The sequence below is a fragment of the Mesorhizobium sp. M0898 genome (assembly GCF_040319695.1).
Taxonomy (GTDB): domain Bacteria; phylum Pseudomonadota; class Alphaproteobacteria; order Rhizobiales; family Rhizobiaceae; genus Mesorhizobium.
In genome coordinates, this window is sequence record NZ_JAMYOE010000082.1 from 1 (window position 1) to 12,582 (window position 12,582).

At 62.6% G+C, this 12,582-nt stretch carries 14 protein-coding genes and 2 pseudogenes; 11 read left to right on the top strand and 5 right to left on the bottom strand.

Annotated elements, in window-relative coordinates; translation table 11 throughout:
- The first annotated feature begins 114 nt into the window (after positions 1-114).
- From NKH90_RS33385 to NKH90_RS33400, 4 genes are all read left to right on the top strand, one after another.
- Positions 115-1,056, top strand: a complete 942-nt coding sequence (locus NKH90_RS33385) for a DUF2493 domain-containing protein (protein ID WP_352453906.1) — start codon at positions 115-117, stop codon at positions 1,054-1,056.
- A gap of 62 nt (positions 1,057-1,118) precedes the next feature.
- Positions 1,119-1,379: a type II toxin-antitoxin system prevent-host-death family antitoxin gene (locus NKH90_RS33390; protein WP_352453907.1), complete on the top strand. Its 261-nt coding sequence runs from the start codon at positions 1,119-1,121 to the stop codon at positions 1,377-1,379.
- Positions 1,369-1,788: a hypothetical protein gene (locus NKH90_RS33395; protein ID WP_352453908.1), complete on the top strand. Its 420-nt coding sequence runs from the start codon at positions 1,369-1,371 to the stop codon at positions 1,786-1,788. Before NKH90_RS33390 ends, NKH90_RS33395 begins: the two co-directional genes overlap by 11 nt.
- Positions 1,789-1,948: 160 nt before the next feature.
- The gene (locus NKH90_RS33400; protein WP_352707965.1) at positions 1,949-2,230 is read left to right on the top strand and encodes a type II toxin-antitoxin system TacA family antitoxin; all 282 of its coding nucleotides are present in this window, start codon (positions 1,949-1,951) and stop codon (positions 2,228-2,230) included.
- Positions 2,231-2,242: 12 nt separating this feature from the next.
- Here NKH90_RS33400 and NKH90_RS33405 read toward each other — a convergent pair.
- Positions 2,243-3,196, bottom strand: a pseudogene (locus tag NKH90_RS33405) (IS630 family transposase).
- 86 nt (positions 3,197-3,282) lie between these two features.
- On the opposite strand from NKH90_RS33405, the gene NKH90_RS33410 reads away from it, so the two are divergent.
- Positions 3,283-3,732 (top strand): N-acetyltransferase, encoded by a 450-nt coding sequence (locus NKH90_RS33410; RefSeq protein ID WP_352453817.1) that lies wholly within the window; start codon positions 3,283-3,285, stop codon positions 3,730-3,732.
- 235 nt (positions 3,733-3,967) lie between these two features.
- Complete coding sequence (locus tag NKH90_RS33415) at positions 3,968-4,495, top strand: hypothetical protein (protein WP_352453816.1); 528 nt, start codon at positions 3,968-3,970, stop codon at positions 4,493-4,495.
- A gap of 317 nt (positions 4,496-4,812) precedes the next feature.
- Here the strand turns inward: NKH90_RS33415 and NKH90_RS33420 are convergent, their stop codons facing one another.
- Positions 4,813-4,947 carry a hypothetical protein gene (locus tag NKH90_RS33420; protein ID WP_352453815.1) on the bottom strand — a complete coding sequence of 45 codons (135 nt, stop codon included), beginning with the start codon at positions 4,945-4,947 and terminating at the stop codon, positions 4,813-4,815.
- Positions 4,948-5,213: 266 nt separating this feature from the next.
- On the opposite strand from NKH90_RS33420, the gene NKH90_RS33425 reads away from it, so the two are divergent.
- Positions 5,214-5,537 carry a DUF736 domain-containing protein gene (locus NKH90_RS33425; protein WP_023803002.1) on the top strand — a complete coding sequence of 108 codons (324 nt, stop codon included), beginning with the start codon at positions 5,214-5,216 and terminating at the stop codon, positions 5,535-5,537.
- Positions 5,538-5,594: 57 nt separating this feature from the next.
- Complete coding sequence (locus NKH90_RS33430; RefSeq protein ID WP_352708963.1) at positions 5,595-5,936, top strand: hypothetical protein; 342 nt, start codon at positions 5,595-5,597, stop codon at positions 5,934-5,936.
- A 113-nt stretch (positions 5,937-6,049) separates the two neighbouring features.
- Here NKH90_RS33430 and NKH90_RS33435 read toward each other — a convergent pair whose 3' ends face one another.
- Positions 6,050-6,460 (bottom strand): hypothetical protein, encoded by a 411-nt coding sequence (locus NKH90_RS33435; protein ID WP_352453813.1) that lies wholly within the window; start codon positions 6,458-6,460, stop codon positions 6,050-6,052.
- Complete coding sequence (locus NKH90_RS33440) at positions 6,457-7,137, bottom strand: nucleotide-binding protein (protein WP_352453812.1); 681 nt, start codon at positions 7,135-7,137, stop codon at positions 6,457-6,459. Before NKH90_RS33440 ends, NKH90_RS33435 begins: the two co-directional genes overlap by 4 nt.
- A 463-nt stretch (positions 7,138-7,600) precedes the next feature.
- Between NKH90_RS33440 and NKH90_RS33445 the strand changes: the two genes are divergently transcribed.
- The 3 genes from NKH90_RS33445 to NKH90_RS33455 all read left to right on the top strand — a co-directional run bounded on the left by NKH90_RS33445 (position 7,601) and on the right by NKH90_RS33455 (position 11,640).
- Positions 7,601-8,008: a plasmid mobilization protein gene (locus NKH90_RS33445; protein WP_352708966.1), complete on the top strand. Its 408-nt coding sequence runs from the start codon at positions 7,601-7,603 to the stop codon at positions 8,006-8,008.
- Positions 8,009-8,331: 323 nt separating this feature from the next.
- On the top strand, positions 8,332-10,245 hold the full coding sequence (locus tag NKH90_RS33450) for a relaxase/mobilization nuclease domain-containing protein (RefSeq protein WP_352823534.1): 1,914 nt from the start codon (positions 8,332-8,334) through the stop codon (positions 10,243-10,245).
- A gap of 396 nt (positions 10,246-10,641) precedes the next feature.
- Positions 10,642-11,640, top strand: coding sequence for an NAD(P)H-dependent flavin oxidoreductase (locus NKH90_RS33455; protein WP_036246111.1), 999 nt, complete (start codon positions 10,642-10,644; stop codon positions 11,638-11,640).
- Here NKH90_RS33455 and NKH90_RS33460 read toward each other — a convergent pair.
- Positions 11,628-12,384: pseudogene (locus NKH90_RS33460) on the bottom strand (IS5 family transposase). The gene NKH90_RS33455 and the pseudogene NKH90_RS33460 overlap by 13 nt on opposite strands.
- Positions 12,385-12,582 lie beyond the last annotated feature (198 nt).

Here is a 12,582-nt window from a genome sequence, read left to right on the forward strand (position 1 = left end):
CGGCTGCGCCGTCCACCGCTCGCGCTTCGGCCTTCGGTGCGGCCGCGTCCGCGGCGCGGCCGGGATGCGCTGTCAGGCCGCGATGGGCGCGGCCACAACCGATGGAGACACGCCATGACCTACGAGCTTCCTTTCGACGAGGCCTATGAGCCCTACCACGCCTCCTCGCCGACCGATCGTGTCATCCTCGAACTGCAGATGTACGGCCATCGCCCGCATCAGGACGAACCCGATCCTCGGCCACTTCCCGACGACGAGGTGATCCGGGCTGGCCTCGCCGGGATCGTCGAGAGCTTCGCCGGCATGCTCGGCGATACCAGGCTCGAACCCGATCTTGACGACCTGCTCTGGTCCTTCGCAAACGTCTTCCACCGCGCAGCCGAGCGCGTCGCCCGCAACCTCGACCGCAATGAGGAGGCGCAGCGTTCGAGCCAGCAGGAGCAGGACGGCTCGGAGGTGAAGTCCGTCGAGCTGGAGCGGCTGACTGCGGAAGGCATCACCTATATCGAGCGCCGCAACGTGCTCGAAATCATGCGCGATGAGGCTGCCGACCTCTACGAGGCACAAACCGGATCGGCATGGCGGCCGCGCACTGGCTCCAAGGTCTCCCACCAGGCGATGACCGCTTCGGTGATCGACAGCCGCGACTTCCTCGCCGCCCGCCGCCACGCCGAAACCGAGGTGCTCGTTCCTGCCGGCACCAAGATTGCCTTCGCCGGTGGTCTCGACTGCAACGATCACGACCGGATCTGGAACGCGCTCGACAAGGCCCGCGAGAAGCATCCCGACATGGTCCTGCTCCACGGCGGCAGCCCGCGTGGCGCCGAACGCATCGCCGCCTGCTGGGCCGAGAACCGCAAGGTCACCCAGATCGCCTTCAAACCGGACTGGACCCGACACGCCAAGGCGGCTCCGTTCCGCCGCAACGATCAGCTTCTCTCGGTGGTGCCCTACGGCCTGATCGTCTTTCCCGGTTCCGGCATCACCGAGAACCTGGCCGACAAGGCGCGTCGGCTCGGCATCCCCGTGTGGCGGTTCGCGGAGGACGGCGCGTGAGCGCCGTTTTCTTGCAAATCAAGAAAATCCAGATAATATGGAGATCGATAAGGAGTCCAGCCATGCGCCAGTTCACGACGGGGGATCTCAACAAGCAGGTTGGCGACGTCACCGACGTTGCCAGCCGCGAACCCGTTATTCTTACCAAGCACCGCAAACCCCGGTTCGTGTTGATGAGTTACGAGCACTACGAACGGATGCGCATCGGCAGTGATCCCCGCCGCGCATACCATGTCTCCGAGATGCCGGAGGACCACACGGAACTCTTCGCCGCCGAGATCGACCGACTGGCGCGCGGGGAAGGATACGATGATGAGCGGTAGATTTCTGCCTGGTCAGGTGATCTCCTACCCGTATCTTTGGGCATGGCAACACGAGCGCGGCGAAACGGAAGGCCGCAAGAGCCGGCCGACCTGCGTGGTCATCGCTGTCGGCGGCGCAAGAGATGGCCTGACCCATCTCGCGCTCCTGGCGATAACCACCCAGCCACCGCCCGGCGATCGGGTCGGTTTGGAAGTCTCCGCTATCGAGTGCCGCCGCGCCGGTCTGAGCGATCTCAAGCGCTGCTGGATCGTGGTTGACGAATACAACTACGATATTGCCGAACGCTCCTGGTACATCGAATCCGACGGTAAACCCCTCGGTCGTTTCAGCAAGGCATTCATGATGAAGATCGCAGGCGCCTTTATCGAAGCGCGCAGCGAGGGCCGCCGCGTCAGCCGTCTGGATTGACGTTCTCTTTTCGCGGCAGGGAGCATACCTCGGATCGGATCAGTCCGCCGTTTCCGCATGCCTGTACGCCGGTCGCAGGAACAGGAATGGCTTCGTCACGCAAATCCGGTGTCATGCTGCATTGCACCGACGTATGTCCATTCCAGCACAGGTACGCACCATGGCCGCCGCCGCAAATAGGAAGATATCCGTCTCGATGCGGTTTCGCGACAATGATCTCACGATCATCGACCGCGGCGCGCAGCTGCTCGGCCTGTCGCGCACGGAGTTCATGCGGCGCGCAGCACTCCACGAGGCGCAGGCCGCCATCCTCAACGAAACCGTCATCCGCGTCTTCCCGGAAGCCTATGACGCCTTAGTGCAGGCGATCTCACCCCCCGCCGCTGCGTCCCCGCCGAAGGCGGCCGAGCGGTTGCGCCGGTCCTCGCCCTGGGACCGCTAGAGCGGCGGACTTTCATGTGAGTCCATACCCTGCGGCTGCGAAGTAATTTCTGCATTCTGTTGGAGAGAAGAGATTGCAGATATCGCCAATGGCCTGCCACAGGGCGTCGATGGTTCTGATGGCCTTTGCGCGCAGGTGCGCCTTGAGCTTGGCGAATGCCATTTCGATGGGATTGAGATCTGGGCTGTAGGGCGGCAGGAAGAGCAGCCAGCGCCTCTGGCCCGGATCGCTGCCTCGGCGGCCGGGCTCTTGTGGGCAGCGAGATTGTCGAGGATGACGACATCGCCCTTTGCCAGCGTCGGAGCGAGCTGCGTTTCGACATAGGTTTCGAAGATGCGCCGGTTCATCGGCGTGTCGATAACAAAAGGGGCCGTGAGCCCATGACAGCGCAACCCGGCGATGAAGGTCTGCGTCTTCCAATGCCCGAACGGTGCCTTTGAGCGCAGCCGTTGGCCCTTTAGGCAGCGGCCGCGCAGAGGTGTCATCTTCGTAGTGGTTCCGGTTTCGTCGATGAACACCAGCCGATGTGGCTCAAGCCGCATCCGCGGCTGGCGCCTGGTCTGCCACTCCTGCCGCGCCTTGCTGACGTCGGGACGATCTTGCTCGCTGGCCAGCAGCGTTTTTTTTGAAGCGATAGCCATTCCTGATGAGCCAGCGCGAGATCGAGGCAGGAGCGACCTGGACGTCTGTAGCAGCGGCCAGTTCGGCGGCAAGCTCCGGCATGGTGATGTCATCCTTCTCGGCCACACGGCCAAGCAGGAACGCACGATGCGGGTCGAGCTTGGAATGGCGGCGGCCACCGCTGGCCTTGGGCGCCAGGCTCTCGGTCTTTCGATAGTTCCTCATCAGGATCACGACAAACGAAACCGACACCCCAAAATGTGCCGCCGCCGCACGCCGCGAGTGGCCAGCCTCGACAAACCGCACAACACGTTCACGCAAATCGAGCGAATAGGGCTTGGGCATGGCAAATCACCTCCTACAGGAAGTGAATCATGAACCACGCCTCACTGGAATCCCTCGCGATTCAAACTGAACGTCCGACGCTCTAGGTGGCGCTTTCAGGCATCGAACTCCTCAACGACGCGCACCGCCTCGGCAGCTTCGATTGCAGCAAAGCCGCGCTCGACGCCTGGCTGGCCGGCTTCGCCCGAACGAACCAGGCCCGCGGGTTTACCCGCGTCCAGATCGTTCACGACCAGGACGCAGTCGTCGGCTATTACGGCCTCGCGCCAGGCGTGATCCAGCCAAACAGCGCACCGCGCGCCATCCGCACCGGCCGGCGGCCGCCGCAGGGATTCATTCCCGCGCGACAATCAGTCATCGATCGCCCGCACCACCACCGCGCGGCCCACCACGATGTCGGCGCCGGCGACGCAGCGATGCAGCGCGTCCTTGACCGGGCCGCTGCCGACGCCTTGCCCGGCATCGCGGTGGTCGAGGGCGAGTTGTCCGATCAACAGGGTCGGATCGTGCCGGAGGCGTTACGCGCGTGGAGCTAGTGGCTTTTGTCGGCCAGCCAGAAGCTCACTCCTGGATCGAGCGCATGAGCACCAGCGGCAGGGTCCGGGCGCGCCGGCCTACGGCCGGCCGGGCTCTAGTCGCGGCGCCTCGCCGCTCCCCGGGCCGGCTTTCGCCGTCTCGGCCTTCGGGTGACGATCCCTCTCGCAGGGGCGAGGGAGAGGGCGGCCGGCGCGGGGCGGGGGGCGCTAGAGAGAAGGGAAAGTCACGATATCGATGATATTCATAGGTGGATCACGCGAGATATTCGAGCTGCCGGAACCTGCCATCGCTCGCATCGGCGCGATCGTCGCTGCAGAGCACGGCGTGCTGATTGGCGACGCGTCTGGGGCCGATGCCGAGGCGCAGGGCCTGCTCGCTGGCTACGGCTACGAACATGTCGGGGTCTTCCATGCGGGCAAGGAACCTCGCAACAATCTGGGCGACTGGGCTGCCTACCATGTCCCGTCTCCTGAAGGCGCTCACGGGTATTGGTTCCACGCTGCCAAAGATCGGGAGATGGCGCGGCGCGCCGACTTTGGCATGATGATCTGGGATGGCGCATCACCCGGGACGGCCGTCAACGTGCTTCGGCTCGCCATCGCGAACAAGCCGTGCGTCATTTACGATCTGGCCAGGGGCAGCATGGCGACGACGTACAATGTGGAAGACTGGTGCGCCATGCTCCGCCATGTCGGTCCGGACATTCGCCGCCAAGCCGAAGCCCGCATGACGCCGGACGAGCGTCGGGCGTTGCCAGGATGATGTACGGGCGGTCCCCCTGACAGCCCGGCGGGTCCGATTCGATATGCTTGATCCTGCCCCGCCCCCCAACTCCACTTTATAAACGGCCGGGGCCGGCCTCTCTCAAAACCGGCCCACGCGCAGAGCCGCGAGGCGTTGTGCAAGATGATCATCTTGATCTGTCTCGCATCTGAAGCGGGTGCAAGCGTGCCGAACATCCTGGCTTACTTGGTCATCCAACCTGGTTGCGAGGCCTCGCCGAGAGGGGCGTGAAGTTCGCTGCCAGTCGGTTCCGAACTCGAAACCGCTGTGCCGCCATGCCGAACACGCAAGGCGGTTCACGCGCCAGGCTGCTGTTCGAGGTCTTTGACGACGCAGACGATGACCCGAGAGGCTGGCGGGGTAAGCCTTTTCCTGAGATCCGGCAGCGTTGCGTCGGCGGTCAAGCGATGGCGGCCTGAGTTCTTGTCCATCTGCCGCATCCGGGGCCATTCCCGTTTCATGTCGCCTTTGTAGACGACCGCCTGCTTTGTGCGGTCAACCCCCGTTGGGGGTACATCTCGGCGAATATTCAGGAAAATTCGATTTCTGTTTTTGTCTGCGGACAGGCGAAGGGCCTGCACGCTGTTTTTTCGGCAAATAGAATTTTCCAGAATTTTCGCCGAGATGACCGCAGCAGGACGGCCCTCTCCTTTGGCGCCATCGGGAATGGTCCCGATGCAAGCGAAGGAGAACTACCATGGCCACCACGATCGCAAACCTCACCACCAAGGCCGACGGCTCGATGGAAGGCGTCTTTGCCACGCTCCGGGTCAACGCCCCGATCACCCTGATCCCGAACACCAACAAGTCGCGCGAGGACGCGCCCGACTACCGGATCGTCAACAAGCGCACTGGCTTCGAGATCGGAGCCGGCTGGCACCGCACCTCCCAGCGTTCGGGCGAGGAATACCTCTCCGTCAAGCTGGAAGCGCCTGAGATCGGCGTCATCTTCGGCAACCTCGCACCCGCCCCGGGCGGCGAGGAGAACAAGAAGGTCATCCTCTGGAACAACCCCCAGTGAGGCATCGGTGGCCGGCCCCGCAAGGGGCCGGCTCCCCACCGGCAAAAGGAGGTTGCAATGAGCCGCTACACTATCACTGTCACTGGCACCGTCACCGGAAAGGGCCACTCCGATCCAGACGCTGTCATCGGCTACGACCCACCGCTTCGGACCTACTTCCTGCAAGCGTTCCCGCACCAGGAAACCGACGAGCCCCGTCTTTGGCTTGGCACCCGCGATCGCGCGTTCGAAGCGCTTGACGATCTTCGCCATGCAGCCATCTCACACGGCTACGACTTCATGCCGTTGTCGCCCAAACTGGCGGCAAAGCTGGTCGGCGACAAAGCGGCAGCCAGTGCGCTTCCGGACCGGGACGACTTCCTTGGTCAACTGCTGAAACACCTCAACCAATCCAAGTAGGCAAACATCTCAGGGCCCGCGACGAAGTATCGTCGCGGGCCCTTTTTTTCGCACATAGCAAGAGCCACGAACATCACCTGTCGCAACAGGCGATAGCGGCTCCATACCGTCGGTCATTCCTTCGGCAGTTTGTGCTTATGAATGCGGATATAATCCTGCACAGCCTTTCGCAGCAGTTCGGTCATGCTGTGGCCGTTGCTGATCGCCAGCAGCTTGAAATGGCGCTGCTCCGCAGCCGTCAGGTAATACCCGCAGCGGATCATCTCCTCGTCGCGAATCTTCTTGCCGGCTATCGGATCCTTTTTCTGACCCTGCCGCAGCAGCTTGCGAAAGTCAGGGCTTGCACCCGATGCCGGCTCGGGCGTCTGCGACATCGCCGATCCGACATTCGGCTCCAGCTTCTGCGCCTCGATCTTCGGCGATGAAATGAACATGCTCGGCAGTGCCGGCGGCTGCGTGGAAATCGCCTTCATCATGCGGGCTTTCTTGTCGTGACCGGGTTTCGGTGCGGTTTCTTCACTCATGCCGCGTTCCTTGTGGCTTCGATGAAGGTTTGCAGAAGGTCGTCGAAGACCCCTTCGCTCTCGGCAATCGCCTTCGCATCAGGCACCCCATGGCTGTAAAGGGTCTGCCCGGTCTGAAGATCGCGGTAGGCAACACGATTGTGCAGGACGTGTTCTGCAATCGGCGTGCCGTTGGCCTGGATGATGGCGCGCAGTTCGGTCAGGGCTCGCGCCCTGCCATCGATGATGGTCTGCTTGGTCAGCACGAATATCGCAGGCAGCGGTCTACCCCGGCTCTCGACCGCCAGCGGGATGTAGTGGTCAGTGATCTGGATGGCGGCGGTCACATCGTCGAGGGCAAAATAGACCGGCACGACAACAATGTCGGCGGCGTAGAGCCCGGCCATGAGGTTGTCATTTGTGGTGCCTTCCGTATCGATCAATACGACGGAGCGCTCACCGTTGTGAATGGCTGCGGCGTCAAGGACTTCCTGCGGGGTCATCGCGCTCACCAGTTGCAGCCTGTCAGGACGATTGCCAGCCTCACCCAGCATCTGGAACCAGCGGTTCATGTTCTGCCGCCGGTCGCCGTCGATGAGAGTGACCGAATAGCCCCGATGCAGCGCGACGGATGCGAGCGCGCGCAGCATCGTCGATTTGCCAGTGCCGCCCTTGGGGATCGCAGCGGAGATGATCATGGGGCCTCTTTCCGGCGTGGGCTCCCTGTGTCCATGTTAACAAGGACATAAGTCATCATGGACACAGGGAACGATATCACGGTCAAAACATGGTGACATAGTCAACGGGGAAGACTGGTTTGGCAACCCAGGCGCGCACCGATAAGGGCTCGTTCAGGGTGCAGTCACCAACGCGGCGGTTGCCATCTTCATGCGAGGAATGATCTGCCGGGCTGACCGGAGTGCAGACCGCCCTGATGTTTCCATGTTAACATGGAAACAAGTCTTCAACGCCACATCACAACAAATCACGATGGAGACATTGCGACGCTTGAGTCGGGCTGTGCCGTCGACAACTGCGCTGGTGAGAAAACACGCCCTCAATCATTTCTGCTTCTTCCTGGCAGGATAGCCTATTTTGTGATACACACAAAATAGGCGGCGCAGCCCTGGCGGGCCTTAGCGCCCGCAACGGGCTTGAGAGATGGATGCAGACGCCCAGAAAGCCGCGGTGAAGAGTGCGTCACGACGCTATGGCGAGGTGACGCACATCCGGTTTTCGGCTGACGAGCTGGCCAGCCTCAAAGCCATTGCGGAGCGGGACGGCGTGACCGTCAGCGAAGTCGTGCGGCGTCTTGTGCGGGCAGAGGCCGGGCATCTGCCTATCGCGTCAGAGGCGTTGCGGCCGGCGATCGTGGAGATGACTGATCAGCTGCGGCGCGTCGGCGTCAATTTCAATCAAGCCGTGCGTGCCATGAACGACGGCCGCATTCCTTCTGACGAGAATCTTGAGCAGGCGCTGATCGCCGTGGGAGACCTGGTGCGGCATTTTCGCGAGGAACTGAAGGCGATGACTGGCGGGTCACGCAAGGCGAGGGAGGCCAGGCCATGAGCGGTCGTCTTGCTGGCTACGCGGCCGAAATCGAACGCTATCTGCGGGGCGAGTCGGGAGCGAAGCGCGAGGACCTGGACAACGACGAGTCTCTGACGAGCGCCCGACGCGAGGCCGGTGAATTCCAGGCGATGAACAGTCATGAGCGGGCCGGCGGCGGCGGACGCCTCGGGCAAGGACAAGCAGGCTCGATGGGAGGTGGCGGCAGGAACGCCCCTCGTTCGTCGCCGGGAGGGACAGGAGTGGCGGGGAGCTCCATGTCGAGCAGGGCACCGAAGTCCACTGCTGCTGCGAGTTTGCCCAGGGCCGCTAGCGCCCCGATCATGGTCTATGGCGCCACGCTCGCCGGTTTCCGGCCGGAAGAGGAGGAGGAAGACTGGAAGCGGCGCGGCGGCGGCGGCCGTGGTACCGATCGCGCGAGCGCTACAGGACGAGCGGCGCGGGCGGGCTATCGGGCGCGCGCCGTGGCGGCACGGGCAGGCTATGCGGCGGGTGCGCAGCCTGCCGTGTTTAAGGTCATGCCCAATCCTCCGTCGACCAAGGAAGCCGCCGCCCGGCTGCTCAATTACATCGGTAAGCGCGACGACGAAAAAGGCGAGAAACACGACATCGAGATTTTCGACGAGGATGGGCAGGTGCTTGCGACAGGTGCCGCACGAAAGGCGTTCCTGGAGACGTTTTGCGAAACGTTCGAACCGCCCTTGGAAAATACCAATTTTATCGAAGCTCGTTTCGACCTCGCCGGCGAGGTCAGCGATGCCGCCTTGAGCGAGGCGTTGAACAAGGCCTTCGGTGCAAAACCGTTCCTCTATGCGCAGGATGGACAGACGGTGCAGGTATACGCGCACACCGATGAGCGGGCCGGACCGCTCGCCAAGGTGCTGGCCGGCGGTCGGGAAAATTCGCGCAGCAAGGCGCTCGACAAGATCGAGGCGCGCTTGTCCGAAGCAATGGGCGCGGCGGGGCTGGTAGCCAAGGCAGAGGTAACGGCGGCCGTGAGCCGTGAACCTAAAGCGAAATATTTCCTGCAGAAGTTCATCCGCACCAACAGCCACGTCCGCCACGCAAATGGCGAGCCCGTGCCTGGGGTGAAGAGTTCCACCAAGGCTGCGGCTGCGGTGTACGAACAATGGCGCCCGCAGTTTTCGGGGCGTGAACGCCGCAATGCCTATCACCTGCTTTTCTCGGCAAGAGCCGGCACCGATGCCAACGCCGTCATGGCCGCGGCGCGCGGCGTGCTCGAGGAGCGAGCGCCAGGATACAAGTTCGTCCTGGCGCATCACAACGACACCAAGCACGTCCATATCCATGCAATGGTGCAGGCACGGTCAGCCGACGGCGAGCGCCTGAAATTCTACAAGCCGGATCTCGCAGCCTGGCGCGAGACCTTTGCGGAAAAAGCACGCGAGAACGGCATTGCGATGGTGGCGACGCGGCGCATGGACCATGCGATGACGCGTCCGTTCACGAAGGAGCATGCCGGGGCTTATAGCCGCGCCCAGAGCGATCCGCGCTATCAGGTCAGCGCCAGGACGATCGAGCGAGTGGAGGCCAAGCGGCAACGCCGTTTGGATGGACAATCCCTAGTCGTGAACGGCGATGCAATCGCTGCCGCATGGCAAAAGACTGTGACGACGATGCGGACCGCGGGCATAGTCGGTCAGGCTCTCACGGCAGCGGAGTCGATCGGCAACAATTTTCTGCGGTTCCGTCGCGATCGGACAGGGGAGGGACAGCAGCCAGGTCCTGCCGCGGGTCGCGGAGCTGATCAATCGGGGCAAAAGTCTTTCCTGTCCCATCCCGGTATGAGAGAATTGAATGCACTGATAGGAGATTTGGACATGGCGCAGACCCCCTTGGAAATGCGGCGTCAGATGGCCCGCGTCAATCAGGCTCTGGACAACATGCGCGAGACGCTGCCGCCGGCGCATCAAGGACAGTTCGAACAGTATCGTGAAGAGGTGAACGACAAGATGCACGACCGTCTCGCGCGGCTGCAATTCGAGCGGCAGCAGCGTCGTGGTGGTGGCGGTGGCGAGCCGATCCCCGAGCGCGAGCCGCGAGGGCGAGACCTTCCAACTCGGGACGATCCCCGCGAGCCGGAGCAGCCGCGCACCGGCACCGAGCAGGAGAAGGTGGCAGCCAAGCAGAAGGACGCCAACAAACAGAAGGCACGGCAGTCGGAAGAGCAGGACCGCAAGACCCAGCGCTCAAATGATAACGATTACGAGCGCTGAGCCGAGCTCACTGCCGCCTGCGGCTAAAGAGACCGAGAGTGTTAGTGACCTCATGTGCCGAGGCCCATTTGGCGCCTACGAGGTTCAGGATGATGGCCACGCAGATCTCACGCCGCGCATGATCTTGAAATCTGCTTCGTGCCGCATTGCTGGATGGACTGAAGCTAAGGCTGGGACAGGCTGGTTTCAGGTCGGTCCAGGTAACCGCAGCGCCATAGGATCGATCGGTGACGGGCTCAAAGCCCGGTCGTAAGTTTGCTGATGGGTTAGGGTCCGGACTCATAACCGTCGGTCGACTGCGCTGGCGGCTCTGGTTGCCGTTAGTCGCGGGCGCTGAGCGGGGCTCGATAGGATCAACCGAACCTGCGATACTCAAGGCAATCTATTGGAGTGATGATGCGCATCGTAACCCGTCTCACTGATCGGCTTAAACTGCAGCATCCGATCATCAGCGCGCCGATGGCATTCGCATCGGGCGGGGAACTCGCAGGTGCGGTCAGTTCAGCCGGAGGGCTTGGGCTTATCGGCGGCGGCTATGGCGACGCTGATTGGCTGACGCGAGAGTTCGAGCGATCTGGCAACCGACCTGTCGGCTGCGGCTTCATAACTTGGTCACTCGCCAGGAACCCGCGCCTACTCGATAAGGCCCTGGAGCGGCGACCAAGTGCGATTTTCCTATCCTTTGGCGACCCGGCGCCTTTTTCGCCGGCAATACGGGCCGCCGGGGTCCCCTTGATCTGCCAGGTCCAGAGCCTCGACGACGCGCGCCGCGCTCTTGATGCCGGAGCCGACATTGTCGTCGCCCAAGGCGCGGAAGCCGGCGGTCACGGTGAGAAGCGAGCGACATTCACATTTGTTCCGGAGGTCGCGAACTTGGTACGGCGACGGGCGCCGGACACGCTCATCTGCGCGGCCGGCGGCATCGCCGATGGTCGTGGGCTTGCAGCGGCGCTGATGCTTGGCGCTGATGGCGTCGTGATGGGATCACGTTTCTGGGCCTCGTTGGAGGCTCTCGTTCATCCAAATCTGCACCAGGCTGCCCTTGCCGCGACCGGAGACGACACGGTTCGAACCTCGGTGATGGACCTAGCGCGCCGCCTGGATTGGCCATCGCGGTTTTCACTGCGCGTTCGGAAGAATGCTTTTACGGAAGCCTGGCACGGCAATGAGGCCCATCTCCTTGCCGACATTGACGCGCAGTCCGCTGCCTACCGGGAAGCGTGGGCAAGCGGCGATCCCACAATAGCCGCGATCATGATTGGTGAGGCCGCCGGCCTCATCCACGACATCGAGCCGGCGAGTGACATACTCCTTCGCACCGTTTCTGAAGCGATCACCCTGCTTCAGGGCGCAAGTTCGCTTCTGTTTGTCGAGGACAACTGTCACAGCCAGTAACTGACCGTAGCGGCTAGGCAGACGGCAGCGAGGAAGTTCGTGGCCGATCGATCGTATCTGGTGGCGATGCGGCGGAAATCCTTGAGCCGTCCGAACATGCGCTCGATGGCGTTGCGATCACGGTAGAGGAACGGGGAGAAGCAGTTCTTCCAGCGCCGGTTGGCTTCGGCGGAATGTTCGGCATCGCCCCTTTAGCCTAGACCTGTGGCGAATGGCATTGGTATCATAGTCCTTGTCGGCGTGCAGGATCGGGCTCTTGGGCATCTGCTCCAGAAGCAAATCTCCGGCGCTGCAATCGGCGACCTGGCCACCGGTCAAGAGGAAAGCGATCGGGCGGCACAGGCCATCGGTCAGGGCGTGGATCTTCGTGGTTCGCCCACCGCGCGACCGGCCGATCGCCTGATTTTGCTCCCCCCTTTGCCGCCAGAAGCGCAGCGATGCGCCTTCACGGCCGAAGAGTCGATCAGGACCTCAGCCGGAGGACCGCCAGCCGAGGCCAGGGCGTGGAAGATGTCGACCCAAACGCCTTTGGCAGCCCATCGGACAAAGCGATTGTAGAGCGTCTTTCTCGGCCCGTAGACTTGCGGGGCATCGACCCAGCGGCCGCCGGACTTGAGGACATGGACGATGCCGCCAATCGCTCGGCGGTCATCGATTCTTGGCTTGCCGCGCGTGTCGGTTGGCAGCAGCGCCTGCGGCCGCGAAACCTGCTCCCTCCGTCAGCCAGAAATAATCGCGATTCATCTGTGGCCTCCCTTTGGAGACCGTGACTCATAAAATCACCGTCAGTGGAATCCCTTGATGGGTCCGGATCCTAGCCTGAAAAATTCATGGGGGTTGGTGGATGTGGCGCAAGCCGTTGAAATGACGTAGGATTTGGTTGCTTAAGCCGATCCGAACCATTTCCCGGAGACCACACCCACCATGAACGATCTTGCGCTG

Coding starts and splice junctions, on each gene's coding strand:
- NKH90_RS33420 (WP_352453815.1), bottom strand. CDS start 4,947: ATGGACAAGAACTCAGGCCGCCATCGCTTGACCGCCGACGCAACGCTG.
- NKH90_RS33455 (WP_036246111.1), top strand. CDS start 10,642: ATGCGCATCGTAACCCGTCTCACTGATCGGCTTAAACTGCAGCATCCG.
- NKH90_RS33440 (WP_352453812.1), bottom strand. CDS start 7,137: ATGATCATCTCCGCTGCGATCCCCAAGGGCGGCACTGGCAAATCGACG.
- NKH90_RS33425 (WP_023803002.1), top strand. CDS start 5,214: ATGGCCACCACGATCGCAAACCTCACCACCAAGGCCGACGGCTCGATG.
- NKH90_RS33390 (WP_352453907.1), top strand. CDS start 1,119: ATGCGCCAGTTCACGACGGGGGATCTCAACAAGCAGGTTGGCGACGTC.
- NKH90_RS33430 (WP_352708963.1), top strand. CDS start 5,595: ATGAGCCGCTACACTATCACTGTCACTGGCACCGTCACCGGAAAGGGC.
- NKH90_RS33450 (WP_352823534.1), top strand. CDS start 8,332: ATGGTCTATGGCGCCACGCTCGCCGGTTTCCGGCCGGAAGAGGAGGAG.
- NKH90_RS33435 (WP_352453813.1), bottom strand. CDS start 6,460: ATGAGTGAAGAAACCGCACCGAAACCCGGTCACGACAAGAAAGCCCGC.
- NKH90_RS33415 (WP_352453816.1), top strand. CDS start 3,968: ATGATATTCATAGGTGGATCACGCGAGATATTCGAGCTGCCGGAACCT.
- NKH90_RS33400 (WP_352707965.1), top strand. CDS start 1,949: ATGGCCGCCGCCGCAAATAGGAAGATATCCGTCTCGATGCGGTTTCGC.
- NKH90_RS33385 (WP_352453906.1), top strand. CDS start 115: ATGACCTACGAGCTTCCTTTCGACGAGGCCTATGAGCCCTACCACGCC.
- NKH90_RS33445 (WP_352708966.1), top strand. CDS start 7,601: ATGGATGCAGACGCCCAGAAAGCCGCGGTGAAGAGTGCGTCACGACGC.
- NKH90_RS33395 (WP_352453908.1), top strand. CDS start 1,369: ATGAGCGGTAGATTTCTGCCTGGTCAGGTGATCTCCTACCCGTATCTT.